Origin of the sequence: Mucilaginibacter sp., from assembly GCF_025359345.1 — a bacterium.
Lineage (GTDB): Bacteria > Bacteroidota > Bacteroidia > Sphingobacteriales > Sphingobacteriaceae > Mucilaginibacter.
In genome coordinates this window covers 175,265-198,362 of record NZ_JANYGQ010000025.1, presented here as the reverse complement: position 1 = coordinate 198,362, position 23,098 = coordinate 175,265, and the positions used below count along the sequence as shown (strand labels likewise).

General features: G+C 42.6%; 18 protein-coding genes and 1 pseudogene. 3 read left to right on the top strand and 16 right to left on the bottom strand.

The features are described 5' to 3' along the window. Positions 1-63 precede the first annotated feature (63 nt). Positions 64-1,323, top strand: a complete 1,260-nt coding sequence (locus Q0R52_RS16085) for a nucleoside permease (RefSeq protein WP_295796063.1) — start codon at positions 64-66, stop codon at positions 1,321-1,323. A gap of 66 nt (positions 1,324-1,389) precedes the next feature. After that, the gene (locus Q0R52_RS16080; protein WP_295796061.1) at positions 1,390-2,454 is read left to right on the top strand and encodes a DUF3667 domain-containing protein; all 1,065 of its coding nucleotides are present in this window, start codon (positions 1,390-1,392) and stop codon (positions 2,452-2,454) included. Here Q0R52_RS16080 and Q0R52_RS16075 read toward each other — a convergent pair. The 10 genes from Q0R52_RS16075 to Q0R52_RS16030 all read right to left on the bottom strand — a co-directional run bounded on the left by Q0R52_RS16075 (position 2,451) and on the right by Q0R52_RS16030 (position 15,409). Then, positions 2,451-3,494 carry a glycosyl hydrolase 53 family protein gene (locus tag Q0R52_RS16075; RefSeq protein ID WP_295796059.1) on the bottom strand — a complete coding sequence of 348 codons (1,044 nt, stop codon included), beginning with the start codon at positions 3,492-3,494 and terminating at the stop codon, positions 2,451-2,453. The genes Q0R52_RS16080 and Q0R52_RS16075 overlap by 4 nt on opposite strands. A gap of 425 nt (positions 3,495-3,919) precedes the next feature. Beyond that, positions 3,920-6,199 carry a glycoside hydrolase family 3 N-terminal domain-containing protein gene (locus tag Q0R52_RS16070; protein WP_295796058.1) on the bottom strand — a complete coding sequence of 760 codons (2,280 nt, stop codon included), beginning with the start codon at positions 6,197-6,199 and terminating at the stop codon, positions 3,920-3,922. 26 nt (positions 6,200-6,225) lie between these two features. Beyond that, the gene (locus tag Q0R52_RS16065; RefSeq protein WP_295796057.1) at positions 6,226-8,022 is read right to left on the bottom strand and encodes a glycoside hydrolase family 9 protein; all 1,797 of its coding nucleotides are present in this window, start codon (positions 8,020-8,022) and stop codon (positions 6,226-6,228) included. A gap of 209 nt (positions 8,023-8,231) precedes the next feature. Next, the gene (locus tag Q0R52_RS16060; protein WP_295796056.1) at positions 8,232-8,828 is read right to left on the bottom strand and encodes a porin family protein; all 597 of its coding nucleotides are present in this window, start codon (positions 8,826-8,828) and stop codon (positions 8,232-8,234) included. Between the two features lie 173 nt (positions 8,829-9,001). After that, positions 9,002-10,348, bottom strand: coding sequence for a TolC family protein (locus Q0R52_RS16055; RefSeq protein WP_295796054.1), 1,347 nt, complete (start codon positions 10,346-10,348; stop codon positions 9,002-9,004). 28 nt (positions 10,349-10,376) lie between these two features. After that, positions 10,377-11,054: an ABC transporter ATP-binding protein gene (locus tag Q0R52_RS16050; RefSeq protein ID WP_295796053.1), complete on the bottom strand. Its 678-nt coding sequence runs from the start codon at positions 11,052-11,054 to the stop codon at positions 10,377-10,379. A 330-nt stretch (positions 11,055-11,384) separates the two neighbouring features. Beyond that, positions 11,385-11,891 (bottom strand): GNAT family N-acetyltransferase, encoded by a 507-nt coding sequence (locus tag Q0R52_RS16045; RefSeq protein WP_295796052.1) that lies wholly within the window; start codon positions 11,889-11,891, stop codon positions 11,385-11,387. Between the two features lies 1 nt (position 11,892). Beyond that, positions 11,893-12,330 (bottom strand): MarR family transcriptional regulator, encoded by a 438-nt coding sequence (locus tag Q0R52_RS16040; protein WP_295796050.1) that lies wholly within the window; start codon positions 12,328-12,330, stop codon positions 11,893-11,895. Positions 12,331-12,388: 58 nt separating this feature from the next. Further along, positions 12,389-14,677, bottom strand: coding sequence for a TonB-dependent receptor (locus Q0R52_RS16035; protein ID WP_295796049.1), 2,289 nt, complete (start codon positions 14,675-14,677; stop codon positions 12,389-12,391). A 282-nt stretch (positions 14,678-14,959) separates the two neighbouring features. Then, positions 14,960-15,409: a hypothetical protein gene (locus Q0R52_RS16030; protein WP_295796047.1), complete on the bottom strand. Its 450-nt coding sequence runs from the start codon at positions 15,407-15,409 to the stop codon at positions 14,960-14,962. 166 nt (positions 15,410-15,575) lie between these two features. Between Q0R52_RS16030 and Q0R52_RS16025 the strand changes: the two genes are divergently transcribed. Continuing rightward, a complete protein-coding gene (locus Q0R52_RS16025; protein WP_295796045.1) occupies positions 15,576-16,868 on the top strand; it encodes a hypothetical protein in 1,293 nt (430 codons plus the stop codon). Here the strand turns inward: Q0R52_RS16025 and Q0R52_RS16020 are convergent. From Q0R52_RS16020 to Q0R52_RS15995, 6 genes and pseudogenes are all read right to left on the bottom strand, one after another. Next, positions 16,857-17,540: a HupE/UreJ family protein gene (locus tag Q0R52_RS16020; protein ID WP_295796043.1), complete on the bottom strand. Its 684-nt coding sequence runs from the start codon at positions 17,538-17,540 to the stop codon at positions 16,857-16,859. The two genes, Q0R52_RS16025 and Q0R52_RS16020, sit on opposite strands and share 12 nt — an antisense overlap. Before the next feature lie 217 nt (positions 17,541-17,757). Then, a complete protein-coding gene (locus tag Q0R52_RS16015; protein ID WP_295796042.1) occupies positions 17,758-18,312 on the bottom strand; it encodes a DUF4331 family protein in 555 nt (184 codons plus the stop codon). Between the two features lie 29 nt (positions 18,313-18,341). After that, positions 18,342-18,995, bottom strand: coding sequence for a DUF4331 family protein (locus tag Q0R52_RS16010; RefSeq protein WP_295796040.1), 654 nt, complete (start codon positions 18,993-18,995; stop codon positions 18,342-18,344). Between the two features lie 632 nt (positions 18,996-19,627). Beyond that, complete coding sequence (locus Q0R52_RS16005) at positions 19,628-20,128, bottom strand: molybdopterin-dependent oxidoreductase (RefSeq protein ID WP_295796037.1); 501 nt, start codon at positions 20,126-20,128, stop codon at positions 19,628-19,630. Between the two features lie 96 nt (positions 20,129-20,224). Further along, entirely contained in the window at positions 20,225-21,223 is a 999-nt protein-coding gene (locus Q0R52_RS16000) for a phosphotransferase (protein ID WP_295796034.1), read from the bottom strand. Positions 21,224-21,306: 83 nt separating this feature from the next. Further along, a pseudogene (locus Q0R52_RS15995) lies at positions 21,307-23,025 on the bottom strand (GMC family oxidoreductase). Between the last annotated feature and the right edge of the window lie 73 nt (positions 23,026-23,098).

The window sequence follows — 23,098 nt, the reverse complement described above, 5'->3', positions numbered from 1 at the left end:
TATTTCACTACTTTCCGGCTTTAATTACCGAATTGTACATTTATTGTTTTAAACCAGCGCTCTATGAATATTAAGTTTCGCTTAATACTAATGAATTTTATGCAATTTTTCGTGTGGGGGGCCTGGTTGCTAACTATCGGAGCTTATTGGTTTCAAAATAAGCATTGGTCGGGGGCGCAGTTTGGAGCGATATTTTCTACTATGGGTATCTCGGCCATCTTCATGCCCGCCCTTACCGGTATTATTGCAGACCGGTATATAAATGCTGAAAAACTTTATGGGGTAATGCATATTTTAGGTTCTTTAACCTTATTTAGCCTGCCACTCGTGACTAACCCAACAACATTTTTTTGGGTCATTTTATTAAATATGGTGTTTTACATGCCGACCTTATCATTGTCAATAACAGTGGCTTATTCCGCTTTAAAAAGGGCCAATATAGACGTAGTTAAAGAGTACCCCCCTATTCGTATTTATGGAACTATAGGCTTTATAGCAGCATTATGGACAGTTAGTATTACTCACAGCGAAACAACCTCAAACCAGTTTTATATTGCCTCTGCGGTTGCCCTTACCCTGGGTATTTTTGCATTCACGTTGCCTAAATGCCCTCCACTTTTCAAAAAGACCGGCGACAAATCATTTGTTAATATGCTGGGTTTAAATGCATTCTCGCTGTTTAAAACTCCCCGTTTTGCTATTTTCTTTGCCTTCTCCCTTTTGTTGGGTGCGGCTTTGCAGTTAACGAACGCTTACGGCGATACATTTCTTCACGATTTCAATAACATTCCTGCTTATAAGGACTCGCTTGCTATGAAATACCCTGCTATTATCATGTCAATATCGCAGGTATCAGAAACGCTTTTCATATTGGCAATACCTTTTGTCCTCCGGAAATTCGGAATCAAGTATGTAATGCTGATAAGTATGCTTGCATGGGTATTAAGATTTGGGCTCTTCGCTTTTGGCGACCCGGCCGGTGGACTATGGATGATAATTTTATCATGTATTGTGTATGGTATGGCCTTCGACTTCTTTAATATATCGGGTTCATTGTTTGTAGAAACTCAAATCGGACCTGAAATAAGGGCCAGTGCGCAAGGTTTGTTTATGATGATGGTGAACGGATTTGGTGCCTTCTTTGGAAGCATACTCAGCGGTTTTCTTATCGACAAGTTTTTTACATTGGCAGATCATAGCAAAAACTGGCACGGCATATGGCTCAGTTTTGCGGGATACGCTTTAGTAATTGCGATTATTTTTCCGTTTGTGTTCCGGTACAAACACACGCCAGAACTCGAGCGCGCCATAGAAAATGCTTAAAAAACCTTTTGCTGTACTGGTTGGTATTCGCTACTTTTAAGACGCTATTGAAATCCATTTAAAAGAATGAAAAAACACTACCGCCAGGAAAACGACTGCCTTAACTGCGGTACCATTTTAGAGGGGAAATATTGCCATAATTGTGGCCAGGAGAACCTAGAACTAAAGGAAAGCTTTGGCCACATGATGAACCATGCCATCAGCGATTATTTCCACTTCGACCACCAGTTTTTTCATACGTTAAAGCCCCTGCTGTTTAAACCGGGGTTCCTCACAAATGAATACATGAATGGCCGGCGCTCCCAATATTTGCACCCGGTTAAAATGTACATATTCATCAGCATCGTTTATTTTTTGCTGCTGTTTAATACCGGGCGCGAAAGCGATTTTGTGAAACTAAACGAAAATGGTAAAACACCGGCGGCAACGTCAAAGCATATTGATTCACTAAAACAATCACTTGCCAAAGACCATAATTTAAGCGCTGCTCAAAAAACAAAAATAGTTAACGACGAAATTAAACACCAGGCCGACTTGAAAGCACGCGCCGATGCTGATACGGTGAGCAAAAACTTTAAATCGGGCCTGCTTATCATTACCGCTGATACCAGCTATAAACAATATATTACCAAGCAACAAAAGCTGCCAGAAAGCAATCAGGATGGTTGGTTTGCAAAACTTTATAACAAAAAGGCGTTCGATTATAAGTCAAAGTATGGAACACGTTCAAAGGAAGTATTTTACGAAGAGGTAAGGCATAATATCCCAAAAATGATGTTCCTGATGCTGCCTTTGTTTGCGCTGATATTAAGATTTACCTTTTGGCGCAATAAAAAGTTTTATGTGGAACATTTAATATTTGCGTTTCACCTGCACTGTTTCATTTTTATCTTCCTGGCAATACTGATGCTGCTGCTTAAACTCACACCTGAAAATGAAACATGGGTTGGTTTAGTCAACTTTATTGCGGGTATTTATATGCTGTGGTATGTGTACAAGGCGCTAAAGGTTGTATACCAGCGTAGTACATTCCGAACCATAACCAAATTTATAGGTATCTATGTAAGCTACATGGTGGTATTCGTATTTTGCTTTTGCCTGGTTCTTATTATTTCGGCGTTGTTGCTTTAATTACCGAATGCGTCCAGCGCGATCGTTGGCTTGCCATTATTGTCAAATGCACCAAGACCATATCCCTGCCAGTTATAGGCTTCTGGTTCCCAATAAAAAACACCAAGTCCGTTGCTGCCAGATACATCGTTTACTTTGGTAATAATATCTGTTAGAAAACTACGGCTCGCATCGGGCGATGATGTCGGCATTCCAACCTCAACAACCATACAAGGTGTTGAATAACGGCTAACCATATCGTTTATATTAGCAAGGCATTTGTTGTCGTAGTCTGCCCAGTTATCAACCGAAGGATAAAGCGACATCCCTATAATATCCCATTGTGCCCCGTTTGCTTTCAAGCCATCAAACATCCAGCGGAAAAGACCATTATCATAACCGTTCGAAATATGCACGATTACTTTAGTAGTGCTGCTGACTGATTTTACAGCAGAATATCCAGCCTTTATCAGCGCAGCGAAGTTTACCATGCTCTTTGAAGCATGTCCATCTTCCCACAGCATGCCATCATTAGTTTCGTTACCAACCTGTACCCAATCAGGTGTTATACCGTTGGTTTTTAAGACTTTCATGACGTCCACGGTATAATCATGCAGCGTGGTTGTCAAAGCAACAAAATCGAGCGTTGCCCATGCAGCCGGCTTTGGCTGTTTCCCGGGATCGGCCCAGCTGTCACTGTAATGAAAGTCAATCATAATTTTCATACCGGCAGCCTTTGCACGTAATGCTTTCGCAACCAAATCGGCAGTATTGCACCAACCATCGGCGGGATTAACCCATGCCCGCAGCCTTATGGAATTAAAGCCAAGGCTTTTCATTAAACCGAACAAGTCCTGCTGGCTACCACTTTTATCATAAAACTTAACGCCCGTAGATTCCATCTGCGTTACCCAGCTGATATCAGCGCCTTTTGCAAAAGATGCCGACACTACAGGCGGTTTAAACGTTTCGGGTGGGGTTGGCGGCGGATTACCTCCTTTACTTGAGCAGGATATGAACAGTAATAACAGACCACAGTAAACACACAATATCTTTTTCATGCCGTTGTTTTTTCTGATTATAAATTGGTATAACAAATATATAATCCCGGCATTAAAAATAAAATGTTTATTTAACATTTATTATTCAGTTTTACAACGAGTTGATTGTTACCGGCAGAACAACGTATAAGATAGCCGGTACTTAGACGGATAGTCTCGAGTCGAAAGTCTCAAGTTCTAAGTCAGAAAAGACAAGACTTCCGACTAAAGACTCTTGACTTAACATTAGTTACTTTAGTTTATTTAACAATTGTAAAAAATAAACTCATTGATAATCAGTATGTTTCATAGCGTTCCGGGTGTTCCGCTGGTAAAAATGGAACGCTTTGCCGGCATGCGAATGATTTTAAAGAATGAAAAAAGATGTGTAAAAAGCCGCGGATATTTGGCTTTTTACACATCTTTAACCACATTTCTAATGTGTTCTATAATCTTCCTGTCCTCGACGGCACTGTATTTGAGATAAAATTAAAGCTTTGTGTTTGGTCGCCAATTTGAATTTTAAACTCGCCTGCTTCAGTAACCGTTTTGCTAATGTCGTTTACAAAAGCTAAATCTTTAGCTGTAATTTTAAAGGTGACGGTTTTGCTCTCACCTGGTTTAAGATTGATCTTATCATAGGCCCTTAAACGTTTGGTGTCGGGCGCTATGCTCGCGTACATCTGGCTGGTGTACAGTAACACCGACTCTTTACCCTCAACGGTTCCGGTATTCTTAACATCAACGGTAACCGTTAAAGTTTCATTTTCCTTTAAGTTAGGCTTGCTCAAATGCAGATTGCTATAGCCAAAACTAGTATAGCTTAAGCCAAAACCAAACTCATACAGCGGGTTATAACTGTGACTGTCATCAGAGTTGCCATTCTCCAGATTTTTGCGGTAATAGTTGTTTAACGAGTTTGGATATTTTGGATAAGTAACCGGCAGCCTGCCCGACGGGTTGGCATCACCAAATAAAATGCTCGCCAGCGCGTCTCCCCCTTCGTTACCTGCCAGGTAAGTCATTACCGTTGCGGCAGACTGGCTCTCAGCCTGCGTAACAATACGTGGCCTTCCCTCAGCTAGAACAAGGATAACCGGCTTACCTGTTTTTGCCAATTCCATAGCCAACTGGGTTTGTGCCCATGGCAGGTTAAGATCATCAATATTGCCCACGTTTTCGGTATAGGATAATTCGCCTAAACAAAGTACAATCACGTCAGCATTTTTTGCCGCCTTTACGGCATCGTTTACATTTTTAAGGCTATCAAAGGTTGCACCCGGCTCGTAACTTACGTTACCCTTGCCAATTTTCTGTTGAATCGCTTCTAAAATGGTGTTTTTGTCGGCAGCGAATTTATCCGCCTGGTCGCCTTGCCAGTTATAACTCCAGCCACCATCCAGCGAGCGCATGGTATTAGCGGTTGGGCCGGTTACCAGCACTTTGATATTCTTTTTAAGCGGCAGTATATTATTGTTATTTTTTAGCAACGTGATAGCTTCCGTAGCAGCCTGCACGCTCACCTGCCTGAACTCATCCGATCCGAATTTTGGATAATCATTAGGGTTGCCAACAGGCCTTTCAAATAAGCCTAATTGATATTTCACTTTAAGGATGCGGTGAACAGCCTCGTTTACGCGTGCCATCGATACCTTGCCTTCGCGTACCAGTTCAATTAAATAGTTATAAAAGCTATACTCATAAGGCACCATGCTCATATCTATACCAGCATTTACGGCTATCATTACTGCCTCTTTTTGTGTAGCTGCAATGTGGTGACGGTCGTGCAGGTATTCGATATCGCGCCAGTCGCTTACAGCTATACCATCAAAATGCAGTTCGCCACGCAGCACATCGGTTAGCATATATTTGCTACCGTGGATGGGAACGCCGTTTATCTCGCCAGAGTTGATCATAATCGTCCTTGCTCCTGCCTTAACCGCTTCGATAAAAGGTGGTAAAAAGTATTCACGCATGTAACGATCAGGTATCCAGGCTGGCGTGCGATCTTTGCCACTTACCGGGTAGCCGTAACCCAGGTAGTGTTTCATACACGCTGCAACGTGATATTTATCGCCAACGTCATTGCCCTGGTAGCCTTTAATAATTGACGTGCCCATGGTTTTTATTAAATATGGGTCCTCCCCAAAAGTTTCATAAATACGCGGCCAAAGCGGCGATTTCCCCAAATCAAGCACAGGTGAGTAGTTCCACGGGATATAACTGGCCCGCGTTTCGTATGCTGTTATCTCGCCGGCTTTGTAGGCAATGTCCCTGTTAAAAGTGGCTGCTATTGCTATTTCATGCGGAAAAAGCGTGCTGCCGGCTGTGTATGTAACACCATGTATCGCGTCGATACCGTATATAACCGGGATTTTCAACCGGTCCTTCGCAGCTTCAGCTTGTATAGCCGAAACAACTTCGTACCAATGCTCGCGGGTATAAGCCTGGCCACTCACGTTTAATATCGAGCCAACATGATATTTTAAAATGGCTTCCTTTATTTTCGCAGCATCAATTTGATGTGCGCCATTGGTGGTGGTTGACACTACGTCCGATGTCACCTCCGTCATCTGCCCCACTTTTTCCTCGAGCGTCATTTTGGCGATCAAATCATCAACTTTTTTGTCGATATCGCTCCCTTGTGACCCGCCCTTTTTGGGCTGGGCAGCCAGCAACAGCACGTTAAAACATACCGCGCTTAAAATAAAAACTATCCTTTTCATGATTATATTGGTTTGGTTGATTGGTTTTATTTTGATTTTCTAAATTCAGTCTGCAATGCCTCTATCGCATTTGCCAAATAAGCAAACGGTGCGTTCCAGTTTATTGCTATTTCATTTGCGGCATAAGCGCGGTCGTCATCTATGTACGCCTCATCAGGGTTAGTCGACGGTACTTTTATCCCATCCTGCATGCCAGGGTTAGCGCCGCCTGCCAATAAACCTGGTATCGGTTCAACAATACCATCGGCTACTGACGGCCGGTGATGCGGGTGCATAGGCGTTTTACTGCCGTAACCTGTTATATAGGAGTAACCCGCGCCGTTTCTACCTAAAATGTAATCCAGGTTGGCAAGGGCATACTCCAGGTATTTTTTGTTGGGCGATAAGCGGTAAGCCTGTATCAGCAAAATTCCCTCATTTGCCGCTTCCGAGTTGCTACCCCAACCAAAATGCCTGGCAAATTTGTTCATCACGGTTTGATAGGCCGTTTCATCTGCACCGGCTATCATATTATCGGCTGCAGCCAGTAATCGTTTTTTAATTTCTGATAGTTCCTTTGGGCCATTTGGACCGAACGCTTTGTTGTTTTTTAGGAGCGTATAGTAACCCAGAAGCTTTACCTGGCTCCAGGTGGGCACCGGCATCGTAGTATCGGGCAGTAAATTTATGTCTTTTAAAAAGCCAGGCTTCTGAGTCGCAACCGTGAGTTCGGATGCTGCCCAAATAAATTCGTCCTTGAAATTTCGGTCACCATAGGCGCCGGTACTCACTTTGGGCTCAAACTGTTTGTTCATGGCATCTTGATTATAAACCACGTTAGGGTTTTTCATCGCCCAATCCCATGCTTTGCTTGCCTGTATTAAACACGAATCGGCCAAACCCGGCAACTGTGTTTTAAACTTGGTGAAGACCCTGCTGGCCTGCGCCATTACAGCTGCAAAACCGAGCGTTGCAGCCGTTCCTTTTTGTACCACATACCGTGGCTCCAGACTTTTGTCCGGCATTTCCATTTTATCAAATGCCACATTGGTTAGTTTGTGATACACCCCGCCGTCGGCCGGATCCTGCATGGTGAGCATCCAGCGCAGGTTCCACAATATTTCATTCAGTACATCCGGCAAACCATTACCGCTTTCGGGAATGTTCAACTTCACAGTTTTCATGTAAGCGGGAAAATCCTCGTATAACGACAATAATGTGCTTGTTGTAATCCCGCTGTTCACTATGTATTTGTTGTAATCGCCTGCATCGTACCAACCCCGGGGCGATGAAATTATTGCGCCTGCCGGACGGCCATCGCTCGCTGCCGATACGTGGATTAACACGCTTGTATCCGGGTGCCCCTCTGCCCTGCTCCATTTGCCCGCATACTTTTCTTTTAGGGCGGTGGACGCACGCATAAAATAGTAAGCTTTTATTGAGGCCGCCGCCACGTTGTGATGCACCGACGGTTTAATTTCAAACGGAAACGAATAGCCTGAGCCAGGCACATAAAGCAGATATTTACCTGCGGTTTTAAATTCGGAAAAGTCGGCGATTCCGGTATAAGCTCCTCCAAATGTCGGCTTAATTGATCTTTTCAATTTGCCGGCATATACATTCTTTTTAGCCGTCGTCTGAATATAAAAATCATCGCCTTTACTGTTTAATACAATCCCGATTTTGGGCCCGGCCGGATAAAAACCAGTTTGATTTAACCGGACGTTAACGCCTTCGCTGGCAGTTTTTTGCTGCGATAAAACAGGCTGAACACTAAAAATTAAAGCTGCCGCAAGCAGGCAACAGCAGGACTTTCGATACCCTCGCAAATATTTATTACACATAAATGATAACACTTATTTAATATCGCCTATAAATGGTTTATAAAGATATGTGTAACTTGTACAATAAGTATAATACTAAATTGGCAATAATCGGCGAAAAACATAATACTAAACAAGCATTTAAGTAATCAGAGCACGATCGATAGTTTGAGATTAAGCAAAAAAGGCCCGCTTTTTCAAGCGGGCCTTACATCAAATATTTTTGACTATTATATTTTAAGCAATGGTATTGCTAAACTTAAATTAAACAAACTAACCTTGGTTTGTGAGCTGCCATAAGTCTGTTTACTAAGTCCTGCTTCGTAACGTAAGTCGACCGATATGTTTTTAATATCGATTCCCGCACCAAATACCCACGCGTAATTTTGATCTTTATAATCGAGCGAGGTTGCGTTGCCTATAGCTGTACCGAAGCTTTGGCTTTTGTTGATAGCAAATGATACCAGCGGGCCGGTATAAAAACGCCCGCCAAAACCAAAAGCACCAATTTTGCCCCCAAATAAAAGCGGTACGTCAATGCTGGTAAATTTTGCTTTTACTTCGGTGCCATTGTCTGTAATTTGTACATTTTTGCCGGTTACATAAAGTTCGGGCTGGAAATTAAAGCCCAGGGCCCCAACCCTCGCCCATAATCCGCCCAAATATCCAGCACGGTTACCTGTGCTGAATGTTGAACCTGCTGATGATGATAAGCTTGCAAAATTCACACCGCCCTTAATACCTAACTGGAACGATGGTATAACCTGCGCCGAGGCAAAAGTAAACGCAGCTGTAATTGTTATTAAAGTAAGAATTAGTTTTTTCATAGTGATTAATAAGGAGTTTATAAAGAAAATGATTGATTTTAAATAGTGCAGGAATGGCCTTAAATTAGCAATATCCGGTATACATTAATCAGTTTAATGTATACCGGATATTTTGGTAGAATCTGCGATAAATGTAGAACAATTTTTATTAATCCAAAAAGAATTATAAAAATTTAGAAGCTAAGTTTCCCCTGGTAGTAATCTAATATTTTAGTGCGTATTAAATAGTCGTACCGGGCGTTAATTAGGTTCACATTAGCTGCGTCAAGGTTGTTTTTAGCGATAATGAATATGTCGGATGTGATAACACCAGCGTCAAATTTTGTTTTCTGGGCATCGTAAAGCGACTGGTAAGTCACAACCTGATCATTGAGAATCTGCAAGCGGTCGTATGCGTTGTTCATGTTTGCATGGGCCTGCTCTATCTGTTGCTTTAGCTGAATTTGCGTTGAGCTGTTGTTATTCTGTGCATCAAGCAAATCAAGTTTAGCGCGCCTTACATTATTCCTGCTTTGAAAATAATTCAAGAAAGGTACCTGCAAATTAAGACTTGGGCCGTATAGCCTGTTGTCTTTAAACTGCGAACTAAAGCTTGCCGGCGGTTCGTTGCCGTTAGGTAAGTTTGAGTATTGGGTAGAGGTTCCGTAACCTAATGATAATGTTGGGTAATACTTCCCTTTGGCAGCCGAAACTTCTTTTTCAGCCGATTTTACCCTAAGGTCTGACGCTTTAACCAATGCTAAGCTGCTTAGCGCGGCCGAATATATTTCATCAGGGTTTGATGGGTAAAGTCCGGGCGAATTATTAGCCTGCAAACGTTCCAATCTTATGTCCTTTTTATAAGCTACGTTCATAGCTTCCAGCAAGTTAATTTTGGCTGTTAACACCGCTGTTTGCGCGTTGTAAATGTTTATCTGGTCGGTACTGTGTACCCCTTTAATATTATAGTATTCGGCTGGCGCAATACTACCGGCATCATTTAAATTTTTTTCACGGTCAAGGTTTACTTTCGAAGCATCAAATTGTAACCTGGCCTGGCTTAATTGATCTTCGCTGTTGAGTACTATAAAGTAAAATGAAATTATAGTCAACGTGGTTTCGTTCTTAACCTCCTGGAAATCCATTTTTCCAGCCTGGTAGGCCAATGAATTTTGCCTGATGGAATTTATCGCGCTTAGGCCGTTAGATAAAAGAATATTACTGTTAAGAGAAAACTGTGCAAATTTACTTTGTGATGCACTAACTGTCACACCTGAAGTGTTGGTACCCCGCCCGTAAGTAATATTATACCCCGCCTGTCCATTTAAATTTGGCAACAAGTATTCTCGCGCCTGATCCCAGGAAATCTTGTCGCGCAGCATTTGGGTTTCACTTTTCTTTACACTAAGGTTATTGATAATGGCAATATTAACACATTGCTGCAACGTTAAAACACTATCCAACTGCGTTTGCTGCTGGGCATTGACAGATATTGCTGCTGATAAGATTAAAAGGACTAAAGATATTTTTTTGAAAAACATGATTATGATGATATTTACTGCCGGTATTTTAGAATTTATGTGACGATTCTACTCTGCCGTCTAAAAGGTTAATTATTCTTGAGCCGTATTCGGCGTTTTTTTCTGAGTGTGTTACTTGTATAATAGTTACTCCGTCTTCCTTATTCAGCTTGCGGAATAATTCCATAATTTCCTCACCTTGTTTGGAGTTCAGGTTACCGGTAGGCTCATCGGCTAATAATAGTTTTGGCCTTGCAATAAGCGCGCGGGCTATACCCACCAACTGCTGCTGACCACCTGATAACTGCGCGGGGAAGAGGTCTTTTTTACCTACAATCTGGAAACGGTCGAGCATATCGGCAACCATAGCTTTGCGCTCAGTGCCCTTAAAGTCCTGGTAAATTAACGGAGTCTCGATGTTTTCATAAACGGTAAGTTCGTCTATCAAATGGTAAGCCTGGAATACAAAGCCGATATATTGTTTATAAAGGGCCGACCGTTGCTTGTCTTTCAATTGATGAACGGCATTGCCCACGAAATAGTGAAATCCTTCAGATGGTTCATCAAGCATGCCGATAACATTCAGCAATGTTGATTTGCCCGAGCCCGACGGGCCCATGATAGAAATAAATTCGCCTTCTTCAACCTCAAGGTTAATGTCGTTTAATACAATATTCTTGTTGCCGCCGGCTTGGTAGTACTTTGAAATATGCTGAAGTGATAACATGTGTTTTTAATTAATGAATTAGTTATTTGGTAAATTATCGAGTTGCTAATTTATAATAACTATTTGAAATTAATTATAGCTATCCCGTAATTCGGGCACATAGGCATCAATAACATACCAAACTTTTAATATATTAAATATCAAGTTGTTATGTATTAAACTTTAGGTAAAAACTGTTCGCTTATGTAACATGGGGCGTACGGTTATGATACACGTTGAAGATCGGAGAATTGTGAACTGTTACGAATAAACCAACTGGCGTCAGTAATAAAAGTTGCGTTGCCTTCATCTTCCTTAAGCCTGGCGAGAGGGTTGTTACTTGGTTTAAAGCTAACCCAATAGCCGCTCATACCGCTGCTCCATCAGCTTTTTCCCGAATGCAATTGATTCCACGTCATTAGTTAAAACAAACCCCATTTTTTTATACATGGCGGCTGCGGTTGTTTGCTCTTCTGTAGTCCATAGGAAACATGTTTTATATCCTTTTTCCTTTAAAAAATCAGTAAACAATATGATTAGCTTTTTGCCGAGCCCTATACCTCGATATTCGGGTTCCAAAATAAAAAAACGCAACTGCGCCGCATTATTTTCACGATGCATTAAAAGCAGAAAACCAACTATCCTGCCGTGGTGCTCTGCAATCCATACCCTATCCATATCCGGATCGTAATGTTTATGAAATTCATACAGACCGGCCGCAACATAAGCCTCAAAGCTGGTTGAAAAATTGTACTCTTTACAGTATAACGCTCCGTGCATCCAAGTTACATAGCCAATATCGCCGGGCCGAAGGAAAGTACGGATAGTAATGTCATTTAGATCAATCTTGTGATTCATGTTATTTGTGGGGTCTATTATCAAAAATATTCCTGATGGCCTCCATATGGCCGGTTAAATTCATAATATCTGCTTCGGTAAATTTTGACAGGATATCTTTTACCTGGGCTTGTGAAGCATTATTTAATCCCAAAAAATCATCGCTACCTTTCGACGACAGCTGCAATTTAAATACCCTTCCATCGCGCTCAGACTGCTTTTTTAGGATGAGCCGCTTTTTTTCAAGGTTTTGAAGCAGCCTGCTTAGATAACCTTTGTCGAGATTTAGCAAGTCAATCAGGTCACTGGCAGTCATTCCATCGGGATGATGGTGCAGTTCGAACATAATACGCACTTCAGTTAGTGAAAACTCGCTGTCGAGATATTGATCCAGCAAGCCAATTATCGAGGTATAAAAGCGGTTGAACGCCCTGATGCGGGCTACATATTCGTCTATCATTATACAAACGTACAAATATAGTTGACAAAAGCAACTACATTTGTACGTTTGATTTCAGCTACTTAAAAAAGTAACTTACATGCAAAACGGCCGCAAACTTTGTCCCCGGTGTAAATGCAATGCCATCAACCGGGTTAGTTTCATGTTGCAAGCGGGTTATCGTGTCAAACTGCGTTTCCTTCCACTGCACGTTAAACACATTGTTAATGGTTACGCCAATTTCATATTTTGGCTGAGCATAGTTTAACACTAAATCGTTTACAAAATAACCTTGCGCGGTCAGGCTGTAATTTTCATTTGCAGGCCTGTCAGACAAATATCTATAACGTAAACTGCCATTAATGCCGCTCTTGTGGGTGTAAGTTACGCCGCCTGTGCTGCTCAACACAGGCGCGAGTGGGATATAATTTTTCCCGATTGGGTCGTCAACTGAGCGCCCGTGAGCATAGTTTAAATCCACATCAAAAAACAACGATTTGATGGGTTGGTACCTTGTAGAGAAATCGAAGCCCAAACGCCGGGTGCGGCCGCTAAAATCCACCGTGCCGCCGTCGCCGCCGTAAACATATTCCTTTTGCAGGTATATGTACCAAACAGCGGCGTTTATCAGTAAGTTGGCTGCGGGTTTAAACACTACCCCTAAATCTGTACCGAAGGCTGCCGGCAGTGTTTGCAGGCCGTTTACCGCTACCACTGCCCGGGCATCGTTGGAGTGGAAACCTTTGCCCATCGAAAGGTAAAGTTCAGTTTTATCACCGACCTGGTAGTAAAAATTTAGCTTCGGGCTAACTATGTTGTTGTTTGCCTTATAAATTCCGACACCAGGTAAGGTAGTATCACCGGCAAATTTATTGTTGTAGCGATACAAAAACTGGTCGAACCGCAGGCCTGCATTGATACTAAATTTCTCGTTAAACCTGAATGTTTCGCTTATGTAAGCTCCCGCGTTCAATTCATTAATATCACCCAGTTTAATGCGGTTAAGCAAGGTGTACCTGTCCTTTGTATGCGATAGTTCCGAACTGTCGGTGACATCATAACGTACATTAAGGCCTATATCCGTGGTTACCTTTGTATTGCCCCAGTATCCTTCGTGAATATAGCTGCCATTGTATCCATATAAATTACGGGCCTCTTTTTGCCTTATTTCATCGCCGTTAACAGTGTCTACTAAAAAGAAGGTAAAGTTGGTGTGCAAATCAAACTTATAACGTGTATAATAAACCTGGTTTTTAATAATGGAATTATTCGGCAGGGTTGTCAGCAACTGCGCGATTACATTCGTACGCGATGTAACACCACCCTCCCGGGGGTCGAGCGCCCCATAAAATCCAACTACATGCTGGTCAATGGCCTGGTCCGGTATCTGGCCAGAGGCAAACCAAGTGGTGTATAATGTTGATGCACTCAGTGTAAGTGTGTTATGTTCTGATAATTTATCCTTATATTTTGTAAAAAAGTTAAATCGTTTAAAATGCTGCGGATTATCAAAATAGCTGTCGCTGTACCTGAATTCAGACGCCGCATACCACGATTGCCCCTTCGCTTTTGCCCCGTCATACAACAAATTAATCATGGCCAGCGCCCTGAAAGTATTAAACTGCCCGCCTTCCAGTTTTATGGTATTGCCGCTGATAGCATCTGCCGTATGGAAATCAACAAAACCGGATGTTACCAAATCACCTTTTTTAGCATCATAAGGGCCTTTTTTAAATTCGGTGCTTTCGATAGTTTCGGGGATAATAAAGTGACTGTCGGCATAACCCTGTCCGTGCGCGTGCGATACCATGCTAACCGGGATACCATCAACATGCAATGAAATATCGGTACCGTGGTCTGCATCAAAACCGCGCAAAAATATCTGCTCGGCCTTACCCCCGCCCTGGTGCTGGCCTATAAACAGACCTGGTACAATCCTCAGCACTTCCTCCGAGTTTGATATTCCCCGCATCCTGATGTCGGTTTCGCTGATGGCTTTATACGGATTGCCGGCATCGGCCCTTACCACAACATCTGCCAGTTGGGTTTGGTGCTCGCTAAGGCTTACGGTTTGGCCATCTTTAAAATCTGCTATATTAAAAACCCGTTTTTCGTAACCTACAGCGGTTATAGTTATGGTTGTTGTGTTTGATATATCTTTAAAGGTAAACCGGCCTATCTCGTCGGTAAGAGTGGCCCTGTTTGCTGGTATTAAAATTACAGTGGCACCGTTAACAGGCGTATTGGTTGCACTGTCGATTACCCGCCCGCTGATGCCTTTCTGCTGGGCATACAGCATGGCGGTTAAAAACAGCAATGCAAAAAGCATCACCAGTTTTTTTGAGGTTTTATATAAAAGTAGTTTCATTTTTAAATTGCTAATAAGGAGTATACAAAAGGTCCATAGCGGGCAATAGTCAGCCTGCTTTACAATGGAGTTAAAGCGAAGTACAGGACCAAATAGCCTGGCTGATTAGCGTGCGTACACACAAATAACTTATGTAATCATCAATAATAAAACAGACCTGTGTTTAGCAATAATTACTGCTAAAAAAGGAATAATGAATGCATAAAAATATTATCGCACACTAACCAGCGAAGCGTATTTGCTTAAATCAAAATAATGGAATGATAAAAGTAAAATGGTAGGTTAAGCGCGTGGCGGTGGATAGTCAACATCCTTAAATAACTGAGGATGAGCAAGACAGTAGAATGGCGGGTACGCCTGCTTTATAGTGTAGCTTTTGTTAACAAAGCTGTAGGAGACGTTAAAAACAGTATGAATATAATCTTCGCTGCCGGTTTTTAAATTACCTGGGGCTTTGCTATCAGCCTGGCGGTCGCTTTTTAACAGCTCGAAATGCATGTGGTATTTACCGTTAACATTGTGTACGGTTAGCAGGTGCTGCTTCTCCCAAAAGGTATGCGCTGCGGCATCAACGATAATGGGCATCACCGGATTTAATATCAGCAGTACATAAGCAACCAGCAGTAGCGAAGCAACATCCTTCATCAATACCCTTCGCAGCGGCACGGCACGTTTATGCGCAGCAAATATCAATGGGTTCTCGAACTCATCTATATGAAGTAATTTATGCAAGTTTGTAAACAATGTACCGGTATTAGTTAAAGGTTATGGTGAATTACGAAGATTGGTTTGCTACAGATTTATTTCAGCCGATATTAACGATATTAAATATTTATAAAAAGCCGTTCAAACCAATAAACCTATATTTACGTAATTCCATTCAAAAAATCCCCCTTATATGAAGTATGTTATTGGCGCTGTTTTATTGGCCACCCTGTTTGTATCCTGCAAAAATAAAAACGCAAAAATTGTTAGTGAAGCCTATACCGACAGCCTGATAGGCAATTACACCCTATCGAAAGCTGCGGAGATCAATGATAAGGACATACAGTTTTGGAAAAGCCGTATCGACCCAAAAAATCCGCGCCAGGTTAATGAATCAAAATATGCCTCTGCGCTTATCTCCCGCTTCCATTTTTTTGGCGATATAAACGATGTTAAGCGCGCAGATTCCATTTACAACGCGGTGAACAAAACTTATAACAATACGCTTGCAGGGCCGTTTGTGGCTTTAACATCAACAGCTATGCTGCAACACCATTTTAGTAAAGCAGATTCATTGTTTGAAAAAGCCCAAAAATTAGGGGTTGATAAGTTTACCCTAAATACGTTAACGTTCGATGTAAATTTCGAGTTGGGGCGATATAATGCTGCGGGAATATTTTTAAACCGCATGAAACGCGATAAAGATTATAGCTATTTTTTTAGGCGTTCTAAATACGACCATTTTAGCGGCACCATCGATAGCGCAATAAGTGCGATGACAAAAGGAGCCTCGCTATCCGAAAAATCTCCATACCTGGAGGGGATTGCCCTTTCAAATGCTGCCGACCTTAATATACACGCCGGCGATCTGCAAAAGGCCGGCGATCTTTACAAACAATGCATTAAGTTAAACAGTGCCGATTTTCACAGCATTCTTGGCCTCGGCTGGGTGGCTCTGGTCGGCGATAAAAACGATACGCTGGCCGAAAAATTATTCAAATTTGTACTCACAAAAAACAAACTGCCCGATCCGCTATATAAGCTATACCAAATGGCCCAGCAACGCGGCGATAAAACACTGGAGAAAAAATATGCTGTTGACTTTATTGCCAAAGCAACTGATACCGTTTACGGCCGGATGTATAATAAATATACCATCGAAATTTATACAGGTATTTTAAATAATCCTGTGCAAGCCGAAGCATTGGCTAAAGATGAATTAACCAACCGGGCAACGCCGCAAACCTGGGCATGGTACGCTTATACGCTGTTTGAGGATAACAAACACGATGAAGCCTATAAGGTTTTTGAACAGCATGTGTCTGGCCAGCCGCTGGAAGGGTTGGAACTTTATTACATGGGCAAAATGATGAAAGGCCTCGGAAAAGGCTACAACGCCGGTGAGTTTTTTAAAGCAGCTAAAAAGAACCAATATGACCTTAGCCCCGCGCTCGAAAAAGACCTGGAAAAGAATTTAGAAGAATAAGCGCTGAATCGTCCAGTAAGTGGCAACCATCGCGATCATAATTGATAGCGGGATTACAATGTATTTGCGGTAGTAAGGCTTATCGCCGAAGTAGCGTGCCAGTACAAAGTACGCGGTTAGTATCACCGTTAACTGCCCCAGCTCCACGCCTACATTAAACATTATCAGCGAGATAAGATAGGAGTTCTTGGGAAGCCCCAATTGCCCCAGCGCGCCTGCAAAACCCATCCCATGTACAAGGCCAAACAGGAATACTACGCCAATTCGCGAGGTCTTAAGTTTTGGCGAAAAGATGTTCTCTAAAGCCACATACAAAATGGATAGCGCTATAACCGGCTCCACAATTTTTGCCGGGGGCGTAATTACGTGGTACATTGCCAACCCAAGGGTTACTGAATGTGCAACTGTAAACGCAGTTGCCTGCCACAGCACAGGTTTTAGTTTAGGAGACAGCAGGAACAGGCTCAGGATAAAAAGAATATGGTCGAAACCTAAAGGAAGAATATGCTTATAACCCAACCCCAGGTAAACCAAAGCCGCGTCCCCTTTCGACATTTTTTCTAGCTCGCCGACTATCACATGTGCCCAAAGCGGCTGACTTAACAGTAAAAACAATAGCGAAAGACCGGCTATGCGCCTGTAGTGTGAGGTTTGTGGGGTATTGTGTTCCATTTATTTGATGGGCTAATATACGGATGTACGCTGATGAAAACTGTGATAAAAAAGTTATCGCGGATGTTAGCTGATTGAACTGATGAAGCTGATTTTATTTTAATTTGTTAGGCACATCTGTTTCATTACCTTCATCTGCCTAAATCTGTGTTTTATATAACAAAAGCCGGGGATATCCCCAGCCTTCGCAAACCCAAACCTATTATTACTCAAACTTTTACCATGGTGCCGCCTCGTACGGGAACGAAGTTAAAAACGGCTTGTCGTTAGCATTTACGTGGTCCGAAGTCAATGCTGCGTTTTTAGTAGCATCAGGTCCGCCAAATATTAATATTAAGCTTACGTCAATAACATCGTCATTCAATGCCCTTCCTGTAAGCACGTTAGTGCCATCGTAGTAGGTTGTTTTACCAGTTGTTGAAACGCCAAGCACGTCTGTTGCCAATACACCTGTAAACGCTGCTGCTGATAAACCTAAAAGGTTTGTGGTATAAGCACCGCCATTGTAGGCTTGTAGCTGCGTTTGAAACTTGGGCTGGTACAATGCACCCATTGCCGAAGGAACTGTTGTGTTGAAATTATCTTTATCAGCGGCGCTAACAAATACTGTTGCTATACCGGGGCGGCCTACCTGGTCGCCTGCTACTGAGAATACCGCACCTGTGTTAGGGTCGCCCGGAGTTGGTGTAACCTTTTTATCTTTACTGCAAGAGCTTATTGTTAGTGTCAATGCACAAATACCTATTATCGAGTATATTATATTCTTTTTCATGATTCTGATTTCCTTTCTTAGTTGATAAATTATTTAGTTTTTGTTTGCAGCCATACACCTAATTTACCGGTGCTGTTTAACATGCTTTTTGGAACTTCAACAACAACGCTCAATACGTTGGTACCTGCAAATGTATCGGTGCCTGGGTTGTTGAAACCTGATGCTGTTCCGCCGGTTATTTTGTGGAATTGGTCAAGGTCAAAAAAGAAAGGGTCATCCCTTGGGCCGGCAAATGCTTTGATGCCTGTAGTGGAAGTAGTGGTAATAGCAGCAGTACCGTAAGGGGTAACGGGTACAACTACCGAAGCAGTACCAACAACTGTGCTTGATGTGCCTGTGTTTGCTGGTTTAACCGGGCCGTAAATGTACATTTTGCCGGCTTTGTAAACACATTGAATTACAAGGTCTTCAACATTATCGCCGCTGTTGTCAATTTTAAATTCAATCATCGTGTTTTCTGAAAACGATGCAGCGCCCGTGGCAGCGGGTGTTAATAAACCCTGCACATTTCCAACAAATACGAGGTTGTTTGTATTTTCCCCCTGGAAAACATACAAGTCAGTAATGTCGGTGCTTTTACCTTTTACATTGGGCGCGTCAGCGTGGTCCGAGGCCCATAAAATTCCTCCGCCTAATGCCAGTGCTACGGCTGCGGATGCGATAATTAGTTTAGTCTTTTTCATTATGATTCTTTTTTAGTTATTTGATGTATTTGGTTGAAATACGCAACATCAATAGCATCCGGTTTTATGGAATAGCACTTTTATTTATTCCGGCTTGGAATGGGCGTGCCTGTTTGTCGCAAAAAAATGACGCTTTTAAGTATAAAAACGGGAGGGTAAGACGGCAAAAAAAAATAAAAAAAAAATAAAACCGGCGGAAATTTCAGGGGAAATTCAGGCGTTCGGCAACGGTTAGTGGAAACATGAACCAGCCCCATCCGGGTCTTTAAGGGGAATTGCTTTCCAGTGGTAACGTGTAATTTCGGACTTGTTTAATTGAACACTATTTTCAATAAAATGCCGCATATAAAGCGGCCTGCGGGGCAGCCAAAATATAAAAAAGTACCTGATGTGCGGCAATACGGTCATTGTTAGGGCGCGGCTGTCTGTGCTCCAACTCGTATGCTGTATTCAGCATCAGTCCCGCACCGTTAAGCTTTAACGAGGCCCAATTGGTTCATCATTTGGTTCAGACGACATTCCAAGAGGGGAACCTGAAACATCCCGATAAAACCTTAATGACGTTGCATAGCAAACATATGCAAAAGTTGCGCCATACCTTCAATTTAAAATTGGCACTCATTTGTTATAAACTATTTTGCAGACTCAACTTTAATGGTTCTTACCATTCGTACACATCTGGCCTGTTTTTTCTCATCTTGCACGATGATGCGAAACGGCCCCTCAGTCGGTGACAGCGGCTTACTGTCAATGGTAACAGCGATTATAACCAGCCTGTCGGTAAAACCTTTATCCAGTTCAGCCAGCGCAAAAACGGCCTGGTAGCCGTCGCTCCCTTCAGCTACCACAAATTTAGCGAGGTTTTTTCCGTGCAGTTCTTTACCGAGCGGAACACCTGCCTTTTGCAAGATATCAGCCAGAACTACTCCGCTATAATTATGGTAGTTACCGTCCTTATCTTTGTACTTTACCTGGACCTGGCTATACAACTGAAGATCAGATAGTTTTATATCAAGTGGTGTACTAACCTCGCCCGTTATTTTAACGTTTGGTGCTGTTACCTGCGCTTTTGTTATGGTGCTGGTAATAAATAATATTGCAATGCATAGGAAAGTAATAACAGTACTTTTCATATTGTGATGATAGATAAAGCAAAGATAATGACTACACGATACAAATTGCCGGGCTTTAGCCGTTTTTGTTAATAAAATTTGCAGCATCAGCTTGTTCTACAATCCGCCAAACCAGTCTATCCATTTCTTTACAAGCGCCGTCCTGTCCTTTAAATACTTAGGGCCGAAGAAGATGCTCGACCAATCATCAAAGTTCTCGTATTGAAAGCCCAGGTAAAACACCCAAAAGCCGAAGCCCAGACATTGTATCGCATTCAACTCATCATTGTGCAGCGGCCTTACTTTACGGTAATTTTCAACAAATACAGCAAATGCGCGTTCGGCTTCCCCGCGCGACATTTTACCATAAGTGGCTTCTAAAAAGTAGTGAATATAAAACGACATTATATCATTAGCCAGGTAGCCCTGGCCGGCAAAATCAAAATCGAAAAAGGTAATTTGGTTGTTCCGGTCGAAATGAAAGTTCTTTGGCAAAAAATCGTACTGGCAATAGCCGTAGCTAAAATTATTATAATCGAATTGATTAAGCCGCGCAATTACCTTTTCGGCAGTACTAGTTAAATATTCGTACTCATCCGGCAGGTCGCTAAATGCAGGTTTAATAGTTTCCAACGGACCTGAAATTGTACTTTCAATACTAAATGATATCCTATTGTTTTTCAGGTTAATATCTGAAGTTATATTATGAATGGCTGCCATCTCTTGTCCTAGTATGGTCAGTTGCGCATCATTCATATCATTCACAACCCTGCCTTGTGCAAAAGTAAATAATACACCGTGCCGGGTGCCCTCTATCGCATTAAAGGCTTGTATTTTGTGACCAGATAAATCGGCAACAGGATACGATACTTTCGCACCTCTTTCAGTAAGTATGGTAAGCAACTCAACCTCGCCTGCTATCTCGTCAAGTTTACGATGGGCGTCGCGATATATTTTGAGGATGTATTTATCTGTGCTGTTCTCAATCAAATAGGTATCGCTCACATTATGGATAAGCAATCGGCAAACGGTACTAACTAACCCATAGCGTTCTGAAATAAACCTATTTAAAGCCTTTGACGAAAGTGTAGAATACTGCGCAGGGAAAATATCCATTGTTGATCCGGTGATTGTTTAGCGCGCAAAAGTATCAATTACCTTTCAGCTTTCGCCTTTAACCTTTCAACTTTTACCTCCTTTTAGATATTTCCTTTCTTCAATTCGTCCGCAGCAAAATTAGCCGCACGGGCAGTTAAAGCCATATAAGTTAATGACGGGTTTTGGCAGGCTGACGAAACCATACAGGCACCATCAGTAACAAACACGTTTTTAGCATCCCAAACCTGGTTATGCTCGTTCAACACCGATGTTTTCGGATCGCGGCCCATGCGGGCAGTGCCCATCTCGTGGATGCCATCGCCTACGTTATGCCCCCTGTCCCACGATTGGACGTTTTTTACGCCCGCATTTTCCAGCATTTCGCGCGCCTCTTTTACAATATCGACACGCATTTTCTTTTCGTTATCTTTTATTTCGGCATCCATAGCCAAAATCGGCAGGCCCCATTTGTCTTTCCTGTCTTTATCCAGCGTAATTTTGTTATCATGGTATGGCAGCAACTCACCAAAACCAGTGATCCCTATCGCCCATTGACCCGGTTCAGTAATTGCCTCTTTAAAGGCTGCGCCCACGTTTAACTCCGCAATATTTCTGCTCCAGCCCTCGCGGCTCGCTGAACCCTAATAGCCAAAACCACGCATATAGTCCCGCTTCGTATCGCCGGGCAGGTTGGCAAACCGCACCAAATAAATACCATTTGGTCTTCTTCCAAAATAGTATTTATCCTCGTATCCTTCAATCGTGCCCGATGCACCCAGGTTATAATGATGATCCATTATGTTATGCCCCAGTTCGCCACTGCTGCTGCCTAAGCCATCTGGCCAAATGTCGGTCGCCGAATTCATCAACACCCACGCGCTGTTCAGTGTTGATGCATTTACAAACACAATTTTTGCATGATACTCGTAGGTTTGGTGCGTTTCGGCATCAACAATCTCAACCCCCGTTGCTTTTTTAGTGTTTTTATCATAAATGATTTTGGTAACAATCGAAAACGGCCTTACCGTTAAATTACCGGTTGCTACAGCTGCCGGCAAAGTTGACGACTGCGTGCTAAAATACCCGCCAAACGGGCATCCTTCCCAGCAACGGTTCCTGAAATGGCAGGCAGTTCTATCCGGAATTGCCTCGGTAAGATTAGCGCTGCGGCCAATTATCATATGGCGGGTGTTGTTGTAGTGTTTTTTCAAACGTTCAGCCACATCTTTTTCCACCACGTTTAAATCCATCGGCTTCAAAAAATGACCATCCGGCAGTTGCGGCAGGCCCTCTATCGAGCCATTTACACCGGCAAATTTTTCTACATGATCGTACCATGGCGCAAGGTCTTTATAGCGTATGGGCCAGTCTATTGCCCAGCCATCTTTGGCATTGGCTTCAAAGTCAAAATCGCTCCACCGGTAGCTTTGGCGTCCCCATAAAATAGAACGGCCACCTAACTGGTATGAACGCCACCAGTTAAATGGCTTTATTTCGGTATAGGGTGCGTCCTGTTCGTTCGCCCAATAATCCATAATCGGCTCGTAAGCACCCCAGTTGCGCGAAATAACCGGGCGCGCACGCCGCTCCATTTGTGTCGGGTTGCCGCGGTGTTCAAGTTCCCAGGGGTCTTTTGCGGCAGATTTATAGTCTTTTAAATGTTCAAAATTACGCCCACGTTCCAGCATTATGGTTTTTAGTCCCCGACCGGTAAGCTCCTTGGCAGCCCAGCCGCCACTTATACCAGAGCCAATAACAATGGCGTCATAAGTGTTATTGATTTTAGCCTTGCCGTTGATGTTTACAGTATCTGCTGCCATGTTTTGCGTTTGTTGGTTTGCATGTGTGAAATCGATTGCATAATTGGTTTTACAATAATATCAAAATGCATTA